This window comes from Streptomyces sp. NPDC021225 (genome assembly GCF_044332865.1).
GTDB lineage: Bacteria > Actinomycetota > Actinomycetes > Streptomycetales > Streptomycetaceae > Streptomyces.
The window spans coordinates 17,437-31,665 of the sequence record NZ_JBIRPV010000005.1 but is presented as its reverse complement, the minus strand read 5'-3'; the positions used below and the strand labels follow the sequence as shown (position 1 = coordinate 31,665).

The 14,229-nt window shown below is 73.7% G+C and carries 12 protein-coding genes and 1 pseudogene; 4 read left to right on the top strand and 9 right to left on the bottom strand.

The genetic code is table 11. The features are described 5' to 3' along the window. Window positions 1-45 precede the first annotated feature (45 nt). The 4 genes and pseudogenes from recX to ACH4S9_RS22365 form a co-directional block, all read right to left on the bottom strand. A pseudogene (gene recX / locus ACH4S9_RS22380) lies at window positions 46-732 on the bottom strand (recombination regulator RecX); the annotation flags it as partial. Continuing rightward, window positions 651-1,784, bottom strand: coding sequence for a recombinase RecA (gene recA, locus ACH4S9_RS22375; RefSeq protein ID WP_311723824.1), 1,134 nt, complete (start codon window positions 1,782-1,784; stop codon window positions 651-653). The pseudogene recX and the gene recA, both read right to left, overlap by 82 nt. Window positions 1,785-1,923: 139 nt before the next feature. Then, the gene (locus tag ACH4S9_RS22370; RefSeq protein WP_311723825.1) at window positions 1,924-3,135 is read right to left on the bottom strand and encodes an AI-2E family transporter; all 1,212 of its coding nucleotides are present in this window, start codon (window positions 3,133-3,135) and stop codon (window positions 1,924-1,926) included. Between the two features lie 75 nt (window positions 3,136-3,210). Beyond that, window positions 3,211-3,405: a DUF3046 domain-containing protein gene (locus ACH4S9_RS22365; protein ID WP_311723826.1), complete on the bottom strand. Its 195-nt coding sequence runs from the start codon at window positions 3,403-3,405 to the stop codon at window positions 3,211-3,213. 79 nt (window positions 3,406-3,484) lie between these two features. Here ACH4S9_RS22365 and ACH4S9_RS22360 point away from each other — a divergent pair, with 79 nt between their 5' ends. Next, entirely contained in the window at window positions 3,485-4,420 is a 936-nt protein-coding gene (locus ACH4S9_RS22360) for a hypothetical protein (RefSeq protein ID WP_311723827.1), read from the top strand. Here ACH4S9_RS22360 and ACH4S9_RS22355 read toward each other — a convergent pair. The 3 genes from ACH4S9_RS22355 to ACH4S9_RS22345 form a co-directional block, all read right to left on the bottom strand. After that, window positions 4,417-4,719: an AzlD domain-containing protein gene (locus ACH4S9_RS22355; RefSeq protein WP_311723828.1), complete on the bottom strand. Its 303-nt coding sequence runs from the start codon at window positions 4,717-4,719 to the stop codon at window positions 4,417-4,419. The genes ACH4S9_RS22360 and ACH4S9_RS22355 overlap by 4 nt on opposite strands. After that, complete coding sequence (locus ACH4S9_RS22350) at window positions 4,716-5,456, bottom strand: AzlC family ABC transporter permease (RefSeq protein WP_311723830.1); 741 nt, start codon at window positions 5,454-5,456, stop codon at window positions 4,716-4,718. Before ACH4S9_RS22350 ends, ACH4S9_RS22355 begins: the two co-directional genes overlap by 4 nt. 65 nt (window positions 5,457-5,521) lie before the next feature. Then, entirely contained in the window at window positions 5,522-6,361 is an 840-nt protein-coding gene (locus ACH4S9_RS22345; protein WP_398373667.1) for an AraC family ligand binding domain-containing protein, read from the bottom strand. 100 nt (window positions 6,362-6,461) lie between these two features. Here ACH4S9_RS22345 and ACH4S9_RS22340 point away from each other — a divergent pair, with 100 nt between their 5' ends. From ACH4S9_RS22340 to ACH4S9_RS22330, 3 genes are read left to right on the top strand one after another with little or no spacing between them, the layout of a single operon-like run. After that, entirely contained in the window at window positions 6,462-11,066 is a 4,605-nt protein-coding gene (locus tag ACH4S9_RS22340; protein ID WP_398373666.1) for an ATP-dependent helicase, read from the top strand. A 48-nt stretch (window positions 11,067-11,114) separates the two neighbouring features. After that, on the top strand, window positions 11,115-11,909 hold the full coding sequence (locus ACH4S9_RS22335) for an Fpg/Nei family DNA glycosylase (RefSeq protein WP_398373665.1): 795 nt from the start codon (window positions 11,115-11,117) through the stop codon (window positions 11,907-11,909). Window positions 11,910-11,945: 36 nt separating this feature from the next. After that, the gene (locus ACH4S9_RS22330) at window positions 11,946-12,719 is read left to right on the top strand and encodes an SDR family NAD(P)-dependent oxidoreductase (protein ID WP_358846255.1); all 774 of its coding nucleotides are present in this window, start codon (window positions 11,946-11,948) and stop codon (window positions 12,717-12,719) included. Window positions 12,720-13,141: 422 nt separating this feature from the next. On the opposite strand, the gene ACH4S9_RS22325 is transcribed toward ACH4S9_RS22330, so the two are convergent. Together ACH4S9_RS22325 and ACH4S9_RS22320 are read right to left on the bottom strand one after the other, a co-directional pair. Beyond that, window positions 13,142-13,621: a DNA starvation/stationary phase protection protein gene (locus ACH4S9_RS22325; RefSeq protein WP_311723835.1), complete on the bottom strand. Its 480-nt coding sequence runs from the start codon at window positions 13,619-13,621 to the stop codon at window positions 13,142-13,144. A gap of 180 nt (window positions 13,622-13,801) precedes the next feature. Beyond that, complete coding sequence (locus tag ACH4S9_RS22320) at window positions 13,802-14,185, bottom strand: helix-turn-helix domain-containing protein (RefSeq protein ID WP_065965310.1); 384 nt, start codon at window positions 14,183-14,185, stop codon at window positions 13,802-13,804. Between the last annotated feature and the right edge of the window lie 44 nt (window positions 14,186-14,229).

The following is a 14,229-nucleotide window of genomic DNA, read 5'->3' as shown; positions in this document are numbered from 1 at the left end:
CCACCCGGTACAGGCCCTCGCCCGGGATCACCGCGACCGCCCCGGCTACGCGTCGGGCAGATGCCGCTCAAGCAGTTCCGGGTCCTCCCCCTCCTCCTCCAGCGCGCGCCGCACCACCCGCAGCGCCACCCCCTCCGCATAGCCCTTGCGGGCGAGCATCCCCGCCAGGCGGCGCAGCCGCTTCTCCCGGTCGAGGCCGCGGGTGGCCCTCAGCTTGCGCTCGACCAGCTCACGCGCGGTGCGCTCCTCCTGCTCGGCGTCGAGCTGCCCCACAGCCTCGTCGATCAGGGCCGAGTCCACGCCCTTGGTGCGCAGCTCACGGGCGAGCGCGCGGCGGGCGAGGCCCCGGCTGTGGTGGCGGGACTCCACCCAGGCGTCCGCGAACGCCGCGTCGTCGATCAGCCCGACGTCCTCGAACCGGGACAGCACCTCCTGCGCCACCTCGTCGGGGATGCCGCGGGTGCGCAGCGCGTCCGCGAGCTGTCTGCGCGTGCGCGGGGTCCCGGTGAGCAGGCGCAGACAGATCGCCCGCGCCTGCTCCTCCGGGCTGCGCGGCGGCCCCTGCTCGGCCCTCGACGAGGAGGGGGCGCCGCTGTCCGGGCCGGCCGGACGGCCTTGGCCGTCCGGCCAGTCGGTCCGCCGCGTCACGGTCAGCTCTTGGCCGCGGCAGTCTTGGCCGCCTTCGTTCCGGCCTTGGCCGCCGCAGCGGGCGCCGCCTTGGCGGGCGCGGCGGCGGGCGCGACAGCTCCGGCCGCCTCGGCGCCGGACTCGGCGGCCGGCTCCTCCCGCTTGACGCCGATGCCCAGCTTTTCCTTGATTTTCCGCTCGATCTCGTTGGCGAGATCGGGGTTGTCCTTCAGGAAGTTCCGGGCGTTCTCCTTGCCCTGGCCGAGCTGGTCGCCCTCGTAGGTGTACCAAGCGCCGGACTTGCGGACGAAGCCGTGCTCCACGCCCATGTCGATCAGGCCGCCCTCGCGGCTGATGCCCTGGCCGTAGAGGATGTCGAACTCGGCCTGCTTGAAGGGCGGCGCGACCTTGTTCTTGACGACCTTGACACGGGTGCGGTTGCCGACCGCGTCGGTGCCGTCCTTGAGGGTTTCGATGCGGCGGATGTCCAGGCGCACCGAGGCGTAGAACTTCAGCGCCCGGCCACCGGTCGTCGTCTCGGGGGAGCCGAACATGACGCCGATCTTCTCGCGAAGCTGGTTGATGAAGATCGCGGTGGTCTTGGACTGGTTGAGCGCGCTGGTGATCTTACGGAGCGCCTGGCTCATCAGCCGGGCCTGCAGACCGACGTGGGAGTCGCCCATCTCGCCCTCGATCTCCGCCCGCGGCACCAGGGCGGCGACGGAGTCGATGACGATGAGGTCGAGCGCGCCGGAGCGGACCAGCATGTCGACAATCTCGAGCGCCTGCTCGCCGTTGTCCGGCTGGGACAGGATGAGGGAGTCGGTGTCCACGCCCAGCTTCTGCGCGTAGTCCGGGTCGAGGGCGTGCTCCGCGTCCACGAACGCGACCGCGCCGCCGGCTCGCTGGGCGTTCGCCACCGCGTGGAGGGTCAGGGTGGTCTTACCGGAGGACTCGGGGCCGAAGACCTCCACCACACGGCCGCGCGGCAGGCCGCCGACGCCGAGGGCCACGTCGAGCGCGGTCGATCCGGTGGGAATCACCTCGATCGGCTCGTTCGGCCGCTCGCCCATCCGCATCACGGCGCCTTTGCCGAATTGCCGTTCAATCTGTGCGAGCGCGGCGTCGAGCGCCTTCTCGCGGTCGGTTCCTGCCATGGGTTCCACCCGGTTTGCTTGAGTCGATCGCTTCACGTCCACGACGCTAACGCCTGCCACTGACAAGCGGCCCGGACGTCCTCCGCCTGTGGATAACTCAGGCGAGATCCACCATGAGAATGGATGTTCGATTTTTGTGTCAACCACGCCGCTTCAGCATGTCCCGCGCCCGTGCCAGGGCCGACATCCCGCGCTGCCGCCGCGTCCGGCCCTTGACCCGCAGGTCGTCTGTGACGTCATACCGCTTGATGTACGCGCCGAGGAACGCCTGGAGCGTCGCGGTCGCCGGGATCGCGATCAGCGCGCCCACCGCACCGAGCAGCGCGGTGCCCGCGATCACCGAGCCGAAGGAGACCGCCGGGTGGATGTCCACCGTCCTGGCGGTGATGCGCGGCTGAAGCAGATAGTTCTCGAACTGCTGGTAGACCACGACGAAGACCAGCACCCACAGCGCGTACCAGGGCTCGACGGTGAACGCGATCAGCATCGGCAGGGCGCCTGCCATGTAGGTGCCGATGGTCGGGATGAACTGCGAGATCAGCCCCACCCAGACGGCCAGCGCCGGGGCATAGGGCACGCCCAGCCACTCCAGCAGGACGTAGTGCGCTATGCCGGAGATCAGCGCCATCAGGCCGCGCGAGTAGATGTAGCCGCCGGTCTTGGCGACCGCGATCTCCCAGGCGCGCAACACCTCGGTCTGCCGGGTCGGCGGCAGGACCGAGCACAGGGCGCGGCGCAGCCGGGGGCCGTCGGCGGCGAAGTAGAAGGCGAAGAGGGCCACCGTCAGGACCTTGAAGAGCCCCCCGAGGACCTGCGTGGAGACGTCCAGCACGTTGTCCGCGCTGTTCTTGACGTAGTTCTGAAGCCAGTCCGAGTGGAGCAGGCTGTCCTGGACCTCGACCCGCGAGAGCTCGGTGTGGAACGTCTCGTTGATCCAGCTGACCAGCTGGTCGAGGTACTTCGGGAAGTCCTCGACCATGGTCATGATCTGGTCGGCGAGCATCGAGCCGAGCAGGGTGAAGAACCCGGCGACACCGATCAGGATGCCGAGGAAGACCAGCCCGGTGGCCGCCCCGCGGCGCATGCCGCGCGCCGCCATCCGGTCCACGGCCGGTTCGACGGCGAGCGCGAGGAAGAACGCGATCAGGATGTTGAGGAGCAGTCCGGTCAGCTGGTCGAAGGCCCAGGTGGCCAGTCGATAACAGGCCACCAGGGCGAGCGCGAGCACCATGGCGCGCGGCAGCCAGCGCGGCATGCGCGCGTCGGGCCGCGCCCCGGGGGCGGCGGCAGCCTCGGGGCTGGCGGGGACGCCGTCGGCGTCGGGCGGGAGGGTCTCTTCTGCTGGGGCCACTGGGCAAGTGTGGCGTACATCCGTGGAAGAATTCCGGCCACCCCGCAACTCCGGGGCCGCGGGCCCGGCGGCCGATCAGCGCTTGTCGGCCGGAATCTCCAGGGCGACGCACACCCCGCGCCAGACGGCCTTGGCCTCCCAGCCGGCGTCCAGCGCCTGGTGCACGGTACGACCACCGAGCTCGGACATCACATGATCACGTGCGAAGGAGTCCGCGTACCCCTCTCCGAAGTAGTCCGCCATCCGCTGCCAGAAGTCCGTCAACCGCATGCGATCAGTATCGCGCTCCTGGGAGTGCAGTCGGACGCGAGCCGCCGTGCGACAGCGCTTTGCGGCCTACGGTCGGCCCATGGACCGATCCGCAGCAGTCCCCTCCTCCCCGCTCGCCCGCGCCGAGCAGTTCGTGTGGCTGACCGCCCGGGTGCTCGAGCAGCGCAGATTCGCGTACCACTTCCTGGGCGGCGGCGCCGATCCGGTCGAGACCGCGCTGGCCGCGTACCTGGGCGACGACGGGGGCTACGGCCACGCCCTGGAGCCGGATCTGCGCGGCCCGCACAGCAGGCCGCAGCACGCCGCGCACGCGCTGCGCGTCCTGGACGGGATCGGCCGCTGCGCGGGGCGGCGCGTGGAGCTCCTGTGCCGCTATCTGACGGAGATCACCACCCCGGACGGCGCGCTCCCGGCACACCGCCCCGCCCCGCCCGGCGCCGCGGTGGCCTCCTGGAATCCCGCGGCGGACGGCTCGGCCGGCGATCTGCGCGCCACCGGTCCGGTGGTGGGCCTGCTGCACCGCAACGACGTGTGGCACGCCTGGCTGTTCCGGGCGACGGACTTCTGCTGGGCGGCCGTCGCGGCCCTGGCGGAGGGCGCCGCGCCCCGTCCGCGCGAGGTGCTGGCGGCCGCCGCCTTCCTCGACGGGGCGCCGGACCGCCCCCGAGCGCTGGCGGCGGCGGAGCGGCTCGGGCGGCGGGTGCGCAAACTGGGGCTGGTGACGCTGGACCCCGAGCCCGCCGAGGACCGTCCGCCCGCCGAGGGCCGCGCCCCGGGCGAGCGGATCTTCGTACACGAGATGGCGCGCACCCCGGACTCGTCGGCCCGTCCGTGGTTCACCGACGCCGAGGTGGAGCGGTCGCTGGACTTCCTCGCCGCCTCCCAGGGCGAGGACGGCGGCTGGCCCCTCCCCCACCTGCGCCCGGGCCCGCCCGGTGCGGCCCTGGAACGGCGGCCGATCGTAACCATCGAGGCCCTGCTGACGCTGCGCGCGTACGGCCGCGCTCTGGACTAGAGCGCCCGTACACCCGCGGTGACGATCACCGCGACGGCGACCACCACCAGAAAGGGGGCGCGCAGCACCAGGGCGAGCGCCGCCGCGCCGAGCCCGGCCGCGCGCGCGTCGAGGACCAGGTGCTGCCCGTCGCCGAAGGTCTGCTGAGCGGTGAGCGCGGCCAGCAGCGCGACGGGGAGCAACGCGGCCAGGCGCCGGACGGCCGGGCGCTCGAGGGCCCCGGCGGGCACCGAAAGGCCCAGCAGTTTGGCCAGGTAGCACCCGGCCGCGGTGACGCCGATGGCGATCCAGGTGCTCAACGGACCCCGCCCTCCCCGGTGGCGCGCCGGGCACGCAGGCCTTGGGCGGCGAGGACGGCGGGTGCGGCGAGCGCCGCCACCAGGACCGGCACCCCGGCGGGCAGCAGCGGCAGACAGCCGAGGACGAGCAGCACCCCGAGGCCGGCCGCGGCCCGCTCGACCGTGCCGCGGAGCATGGGCGCCAGCAGGGCGAGGAAGACCGCGGGCCCGGCGGCGTCCAGGCCCCAGGCGGCGGTGTCGCCGAGGGCGTTCGCCCCGACGGCGCCGGCCAGCGTGGTCAGGTTCCACAGGACGTACAGGCTCAGGCCGGTGACGGTGAAGCCGAGCCGCGCGGTGCGCCGGTCGGGCTGCGCGAGGGCGACGGCGGAGGTCTCGTCGATGACCCAGTGCGCGGCCAGCGGACGCACGGGCCGGGGCAGTCCGAGGAGGCCGGACAGCCGCAGCCCGTAGAACGCGTTGCGCACGCCCAGGAAGAACGCCCCCGCGGCGGCGGTGAGCGGGTTGCCGCCCGCCGCCAGCGCACCGACGAGGGCGAACTGCGAGGCGCCGGTGAAGACGAGGAGGCTGAGCGCGCAGCTCTGCGCGATGCTGAGGCCGGCGCCCGCCGATGTCACGCCGAAGGCGAAGCCGGAGAGCCCGACCGCGACCCCGACGCCCAGCGCGTCACGGACCACGGCCGCGCTCGCCTTGGGCTCGGAGCCGATACGTATGTCGATCTGTTCTGCCACGCCCCGCACGTTAGGAGACCGGATGGCGCCCGGTCTTGTACGTTCTTGCACCTGCTCACGCCGGGGCCTACTGCCTACGGCCTGGCGGCGCGCTCGCGCCGGTAGGCGCCCGGCGGCACTCCGACGATCCGGGTGAAGTGCCGGTTCAGATGGGGCTGGTCGGTGAAGCCGACGGCGATGGCGGCCTCGGCGGGGGCGGCCCCGCCGTCCAGCAGGCGGCGGGCCCGGCGCACCCGGGCGTCGGTGAGCCAGGTGTGCGGCGGCATCCCGTAGGCGGCGCGGAACGCGCGCAGCAGGGCGAAGGGGCCCGTGCCGAGCTCTGCCGCCAGCCGCTCCAGGGTGGGCGGGTCGGCCATCCGCTCCTCGAGGAGCTCGCGGGCGCGCGCCGCCGAGCACGCTCCCGCGCTGCGCGCCGTGCGCGCGGGGAGCGGGCCGCCGTGGTGACGCAGCAGATGGGCGACAGTGACGCGCAGCAGGCTGTCGGCGGCGAGCGCTTCGCCCTCCTCGGCCGCCCGGTGCACCTCGCCGATGAGCCGCGCGGCGTGCGCGTCCTCGACCATGGCCTCGGCGAACCAGACCGTGCCGCGGACCGTGGTGGTCTCGGCCGCGATGTCGGCGATCACCGACGCGGAGGGATAGAGCGTGGCGTAGGCCCAGCCCTCCGGCACCCCGGCGCGCGCGGTGTGCGGCACCTCCGGGTTGATCATGACGACGGTGCCGGGGCCGGCCCGCTCGATGCCGCCCGGCAGCCCGACCTCCTCCACCCCGCGGGTGACCGCGCCGAACACATATCCGTCGTGGGAGTGCAGGGGGAAGGTGTGGCGCACATAGCGGGCCCGCAGCAGGTCCAGACCCGGCAGCGCGGTCCAGCGCCAGTGCCGTGCCCACTCCCCTGCCCGCCGCCTGGTGTCCATAGGGTCATTGTGCGCCGCGAACCGAGCCGCGGAACCACCAGCCCGGGGCCGTGACCTGCGGGTCCGCCCGTTGTCAGTGGTGCGGTGCACGATGGAGGGCATGGCAGGCCCAGCGCTCGACGGATTCTCCCCCGCCACCCGCGGATGGTTCGCGGGTGCCTTCATCGCGCCCACAGCGGCGCAGGAGGGCGCCTGGCGGGCGATCGGCGAGGGCTCGGACGTGCTGGTCGTGGCCCCCACCGGCTCCGGCAAGACCCTGGCCGCGTTCCTCGCCGCGCTCGACCGGCTGGCGAGCACGCCCCCGCCGGCCGAGGCCCGGCAGCGCTGCCGGGTGTTGTACATCTCGCCGCTCAAGGCCCTGGCGGTGGACGTCGAGCGCAACCTCCGCAGCCCGCTCACCGGCATCCGCCAGGAGTCCGTGCGGCTCGGGCTGCCCGAGCCGGAGATCCGGGTGGGCGTCCGCTCCGGCGACACCCCGGCCGCCGAGCGCCGCGCGCTGGTCAACCGCCCGCCGGACATCCTGATCACCACCCCCGAGTCGCTGTTCCTGATGCTCACCTCGTCCGCGCGGGAGGCGCTGCGCGGTGTGGAGACGGTGATCCTCGACGAGGTGCACGCCGTCGCCGGGACCAAGCGCGGCGCGCATCTCGCGCTCTCCCTGGAGCGGCTCGACGAGCTGCTGACCCGCCCGGCCCGGCGGATCGGCCTCTCGGCGACCGTGCGGCCGGTGGACGAGGTGGCGCGCTTTCTGTCGCCGCGACGCAAGGTGGAGATCGTCCAGCCGCGGTCGGACAAGGAGTTCGACCTGACGGTGGTGGTCCCGGTCGAGGACCTGGGCGAGCTGGGCGGCTCGCCCGTGCGGGACGGCGACACCGACACGGGCGAGAAGCCGTCGATCTGGCCCCATGTGGAGGAGCGGATCGCCGATCTGGTGCAGGCCCACCGCTCGACGATCGTCTTCGCCAACTCCCGCCGCCTCGCCGAGCGGCTGTGCAACCGGCTCAACGAGATCGCCTACGAGCGGGCCACGGGGGCGGCCCTGCCCGAGGACCACTCCCCCGCCGAGCTGATGGCCGAGTCGGGCGCGGCCAAGGGGGCGCCCGCGCTGCTGGCCCGCGCGCACCACGGCTCGGTGTCCAAGGAGCAGCGGGCGCTGGTGGAGGAGGACCTCAAGGCGGGCCGGCTGCCCGCCGTGGTGGCCACCTCCAGCCTGGAGCTGGGCATCGACATGGGCGCGGTCGACCTCGTCGTCCAGGTCGAGTCGCCGCCGTCGGTGGCCTCCGGGCTCCAACGCGTGGGCCGCGCCGGCCATCAGGTGGGCGCGGTCTCCACCGGCGTGGTCTTCCCCAAGTACCGCGGCGACCTGGTGCAGGCCGCGGTGGTCACCGAGCGGATGCGCGAGGGGGCCATCGAGTCGCTGCGCGTGCCCGCCAACCCGCTGGACGTGCTGGCCCAGCAGCTCGTCGCCATGACGGCCGTGGACACCTGGGACGTGGACGAGCTGCTGGCCCTGGTCCGCCGCGCCGCCCCCTTCGCCGCGCTCCCCGAGTCCGCCTTCGTCTCGGTCCTCGACATGCTCGCGGGCCGCTATCCGTCCGACGCCTTCGCGGAGCTGCGGCCGCGCCTGGTGTGGGACCGCGTGGCCAATACGGTCACCGGCCGCCCGGGGGCGCAGCGGCTGGCGGTCACCTCGGGCGGCACGATCCCCGACCGGGGCCTGTTCGGGGTCTTCCTGGCGGGTGCCGACCCGAAGAAGGGCGGGGGCAGGGTAGGCGAGCTCGACGAGGAGATGGTCTACGAGTCGCGGGTGGGCGATGTGTTCACCCTCGGCACCACCTCATGGCGGATCGAGGACATCACCCGCGACCGGGTCGTGGTCACCCCCGCCCCCGGTGTCCCCGGCCGCCTCCCGTTCTGGAAGGGCGACCAGCTGGGCCGTCCGCTGGAGCTCGGCCGCGCGCTGGGCGCCTTCCTCCGGGAGATCGTCGGCATGACCCCCGAGGCGGCCCGGGAGCGGCTGCTGGCCGCCGGGCTCGACGACTGGGCCGCCGACAACGTCCTGGCGTATCTGGACGAGCAGCGCCGCGCCTGCGGCCATGTGCCGGACGACCGCACCATCGTCGTGGAGCGCTTCCGGGACGAGCTGGGCGACTGGCGCGTCGTCATCCACTCCCCCTTCGGCGCGCAGGTCCACGCCCCCTGGGCGCTGGCGCTGGGGGCGCGGCTGTCCGAGCGGTTCGGGCTGGACGCGCAGGCGATGCACGCGGACGACGGCATCGTGCTGCGGCTGCCCGACGCGGACCTGATGGGTCTGGACCTGCTGGACGCCGACCCGGCCGCCCAGGGCCGGGAGTACGACTTCGAGCAGTCCCCCGTCGGGGCGGCCGATGTCGCCTTCGACAAGGACGAGGTCGGCCAGATCGTCACCGACCAGGTCGGCGGCTCGGCGCTGTTCGCCTCGCGCTTCCGCGAGTGCGCGGCCCGCGCCCTGCTGCTGCCCCGCCGCAACCCCGGCAAGCGCACCCCGCTGTGGCAGCAGCGCCAGCGGGCCTCGCAGCTGCTCCAGGTGGCGAGCGAGTTCGGGTCGTTCCCGATCGTTCTCGAGGCCGTCCGCGAATGCCTCCAGGACGTGTTCGACGTCCCCGGGCTCACCGAGCTCATGGGCGACCTCGAGTCCCGCCGGGTCCGGCTGGTGGAGGTGACCACCCCGGAGCCGTCCCCGTTCGCCCGCTCGCTGCTCTTCGGCTATGTGGCGCAGTTCCTGTACGAGGGCGACTCCCCCCTGGCCGAGCGCCGGGCCGCCGCGCTCTCCCTCGACTCCCGGCTCCTGGCCGAGCTCCTCGGCCAGGCCGAGCTGCGCGAGCTGCTCGACCCCGACGTCCTGGCCGAGCTGGAGCGCGAGCTCCAGTGGCTCACCGAAGACCGCCGGGTCAAGGACGCCGAGGGCGTCGCCGACCTGCTGCGCCTCCTGGGGCCGCTCACCGACGCCGAGCTGTCCGAGCGCGGCGCCGACCCCCAGTGGGCGCGGGAGCTGTCGGGGGCCCGCCGGGCCATCCGCGTCCGTATCGCCGGGCAGGACCACTGGGCGGCCGTCGAGGACGCGGGGCGGCTGCGGGACGCGCTGGGCACGGCGCTGCCCGTCGGGGTCCCCGAGGCGTTCACCGAGCCGGTCAAGGATCCGCTCGGCGATCTCCTGGCCCGCTTCGCCCGCACCCACGGCCCCTTCACCTCCGCCCAGGCCGCGGCCCGCTTCGGCCTGGGCACCGCCGTCACCGACGGGGCGCTGCACAGCCTCGCGGCGGGCGGCCGCATCGTCCAGGGCGAGTTCGCCCCTGCCGGGGTCAGCCAGGAGTGGTGCGACGCCACCGTGCTGCGCCGGCTGCGCCGCCGCTCCCTGGCCGCGCTACGCCACGAGCTGGAGCCCGTCCCGCCGACCGCGCTCGCCTCCTTCCTCCCCCGCTGGCAGCACCTGGGCACCCACAGCCTGCGCGGGATCGACGGGCTGGTGCGCGCCGTCGAGCAGCTCCAGGGCGCCCCGGTGCCCGCCTCCGCGCTGGAGAAGCTGGTCCTGCCCTCCCGGGTCGGCGACTACACCGCCACCATGCTCGACGAGCTCACCGCGAGCGGGGAGGTGGTCTGGGCCGGGGCGGGCGCGCTGCCCGGCAAGGACGGCTGGGTCACCCTCCACCTCTCCGAGGCCGCTCCGCTGCTGCTGCACCCGCCGCACCCGCTGGAGATCGGCCCGCTCCACCAGGCCGTGCTGGACGCACTGGCCGGTGGCTACGGCCTGTTCTTCCGCCAGATCTCCGAGCAGGTCCGGGCCGCCGGACACGACGTCCAGGACCCTCAGCTCGCCGAGGCCGTCTGGGACCTGGCCTGGTCCGGCCGGCTCACCGGCGACACCCTCGCCCCGCTGCGCGCCCTGATGGGCTCGGGACGCACGGCCGGCTCCACCGCCCACCGGGCCAGGCGCGCGGTCCCCCGGGGCCGCTACGGCAGCCTCACCGGCCGCCCCACCGCCTCCCGTAACGGACCGCCCACCGTGGCGGGCCGCTGGTCCCTGCTGCCCGAGCGCGAGCCGGAGCCCACCCACCGCGCCCACGCTCTGGCCCGTACGCTCCTCGACCGCCATGGGGTGGTGACCCGCGGCGCGGTCGCCGCCGAGGGCGTCGAGGGCGGGTTCTCCGCCGCCTACCGGGTGCTGTCCGCCTTCGAGGACAGCGGCCAGGCCCGCCGCGGCTATGTGGTCGAGGGGCTCGGCGCCGCCCAGTTCGCCATGGACGGGGCGGTCGACCGGCTCCGCGCGGTCAACACGGCCCGTGACACCGGCGACCCCGCCCGCCGCGCCGTCCTCCTCGCCGCGGCCGACCCGGCCAACGCGTACGGCGCCGCCCTCCCCTGGCCCGACCCGCCCGCCGACGCGAACCACCGGCCGGGCCGGAAGGCGGGGTCCCTGGTCGTCCTCGTCGACGGAGAGCTGACCCTCTATATGGAGCGCGGCGGCAAGACGCTCCTCGCATGGCACGACGACACCCGGCTCGACGCGGCGGTCGAGGCGCTCGCCCAGGCCGCGCGCGCGGGCTCGCTGGGCACGGTGACCGTGGAGCGGGTCAACGGGGCGGCCGCGCTGTCCTCCCCTACGGGGCGCGCCCTGGAAGGAGCCGGATTCCATCCCACCCCCCGCGGCCTGCGGCTTCGCCCGTGACGGACAGGGCGCGCCCCGCACCGCCGCGCCGGAGGGCATCATGGATCCATGCCCGAGGGAGACACCGTCTGGCGGACGGCCCAGCGCCTGCACCAGGCCCTGGCGGACCGGCCGCTCACCGGCTGTGATCTACGCGTCCCCCGGCTGGCCACGGTCGACCTCGCCGGGCGCCGGGTGACGGATGTCACCGCGCGCGGAAAGCATCTGCTCACCCGTCTGGAGGGCGGCCTGACCCTCCACTCCCATCTGCGGATGGACGGCTCCTGGCAGATCTACGCCCCCGGCGAGCGGTGGCGCGGCGGCCCGCTCCACCAGGTCCGCGCCGTGCTCAGCACCGCCGACCACACGGCCGTCGGCTACCGCCTCCCCGTCCTCGAGCTGCTCCGCACCTCGGATGAGGACCGGGCCGTGGGACATCTGGGCCCCGATCTCCTCGGCCCCGGCTGGGACCCGCCCGAGGCCGTGCGCCGCCTGCTCGCCGACCCCGCCCGCCCCGTCGGCGAGGCCCTGCTCGACCAGCGCAGCCTCGCGGGGATCGGCAATGTGTACAAGTCGGAGCTGTGTTTCCTGCTGCGCGTCTCCCCATGGCTCCCCATCGGTCAAGTGCCGTCCCCCGAGCGGCTGGTGGCCCTCGCCAAGAGGCTGTTGGAGGCCAACAAGACCCGCCCCGCGCGCGTCACCACGGCCGAGCCGCGCGCCGACCGCCGGCTGTGGGTCTACGGCCGGGCGGGCAAGCCCTGTCTGCGCTGCGGCACACCCGTGCGTCTGGTGGATCAGGGCCGCGCCGGCCAGGAGCGCACCACGTACTGGTGCCCGGCCTGCCAGCCGGGCCCGACCGACTAATTGACGGTCCGTCAGATTCGGGCGTACGGTCACGCCATGACGGTCACCGCGTACGACCTCACCGGCCGCACCGCACTGGTCACCGGCGCGGCCAGCGGAATCGGCCGGGCCTGCGCCGCCCTGCTGGCCGAGGCCGGCGCCACCGTCCACATCGCGGACCTGGACGGCGATGGCGCGCGGCGGACGGCCGACGACATCACCGCATCGGGGGGCAGCGCCCACGCCCACACCCTGGACGTCGCCGACCGCGCCCAGGTCGCCGCCGCGGTGGCCGCCGCACGCGCGGACGGACGCCTCGACATCATGGCCAACATCGCCGGGATCATGCACAGCAGCCCCGTCCTGGAGACGGACGACGCCGATCTCGACCGTGTGCTGGCGGTCAACTTCAAAGGGGTGCTGTACGGCTGCCAGGAGGCCGCCCGCGCCATGGTCGAACAGGGCACCGGCGGCGCCATCGTCACCATGGCCTCCGGCGCCATCGACACCGGCGCGCCCGGCCTGCTCTGCTACGGCGTCGCGAAGGCCGCCGTCGTCCAGCTCACCAAGACCCTCGCCACCGAGGTGGGCCGCCACGGCATTCGCGTGAACGCCGTCGCCCCCGGGTGGATCCGCACGCCCATGACAGACCGCCACAGCGACGAGGAGCAGCGCCTCGCGGAGGAACCGATGGTGCGGCACAGCCCGCTGGGGCGGGTGGGCGAGCCGGCGGACGTCGCACACGCGGTGCTCCACCTGGCGTCCGACGCCTCATCCTTCACGACCGGCCAGATCCTGCGCCCGAACGGCGGCCTCGCCATGCCCTGGTGACCCCGGCCCCGGCCGCGGCCTCGACCAGAGCCGGCGCATCGACCGCCCCCGGGAGGGACAACAGTGCACCGGCAGCAGACTCAGCCCCCAGCCGCCCACCGTGAACGCCCCCTCGACCGGCCCCGTCTGCTCCGGCGCCGCGGCCATCCGCAGCACCGCCCACCACCACACCCCGCCGAGAGCAAGCGCGACCGCCCACCGGACCGGTCCGCGGCGCTGTTTGTCGGCCCCTCCCACGGCTGCCATCGACTGCCTCCTTCGGCCGACGCTAGACGCCCGCTCACTCACGACGGGAGGGCGCATCGGAGGCTCATGGGCGCGTCAGACATCCCGCGCCCCCTCCAGTCTGACCGGCCTCACCGCCGCCCGCACCCAGAGCCGGGGAGCCCCCGCGACACCGGGCGGCCGGGCCGCGGAGGGCGCTACCGGCCGTTGACGTTCTCCGCCTGGAACATCCAGTGGTGCTTCTCCAGATCGCGCGTGAGTCCGATGAGGATGTCCTGGGTCACCGGATCGGGGTCGGCCGTGGCCTCGATGCGGTCGCGCATGCGGGTGATCACGGCTCGGAGGCCGGCCACCAGGGCGCGCACGGCGTCCTTGTCCTCGGTCCAGCCGCTCTTGGCCGTGTCGATGCCGCTGGTCGCGGCCACGGTGGCGGCACGGCCGTCCGGGGGCACCCCGAGCGCGGAGGCCCGCTCCGCCACGGTGTCGGCGTGCTGCCTGGCGGTGGTGACGACGTCGTCGAGCTGTAGATGGACCGAGCGGAAACGCGGGCCGACGATGGTCCAGTGGACCTGCTTGCCCACGAGCGCAAGGTCGACGAGGTCGACGAGAGCACCCTGTAGCGCATCGCTGACGACCTTGAGGTTCTCCTCCGAGAGCGGGCTCTTCACCACAGACATCCATCTCCTCCTTTTCGACCCGTTGACTGACTCTTGAATAGGTTTTGAACTATTTGGGCTCTTTTGCTCCTTTTTCTACCTTCCCTACAGAGTGACCCGTGCGCGACCGGGCAAACGTCGAGCCCCGGTCGGTGTGTACCGACCGGGGCTCAAAAGCTCTTCGCTGTCAGGGTGCGGCGGTCAGGCCGCGACCACGTCCACAGCCTCCGTAGGCGCCTTGATGGTCACCCGCTCCTCCGGGACACCCGTCACGGACGTCACGGAAACCGAATTGAGCATGGGCCGCATCGGTGCGGGCACCTTCTCGCTCGCCGCCGTCGACTCCGCCAGCTCCGCGAGCGACAATTCGTCGCTCACCTCTCGCATGACCTGGGACATTCTGACGTCCAGTGCGTCGCAGATCGCGGACAGCAGCTCGGAGGACGCCTCCTTCTGGCCGCGCTCCACCTCTGAGAGATAGCCGAGGGACACCCGGGCGGAGGAGGACACCTCGCGCAGGGTACGGCCCTGGCGCTGGCGCTGCCGACGCAGCACGTCACCCAGCAGGCGACGGAGCAGAATCATCGCTGGCTCCCTCCTCGGACCTCGGATCCGGATCCTTCACGCCC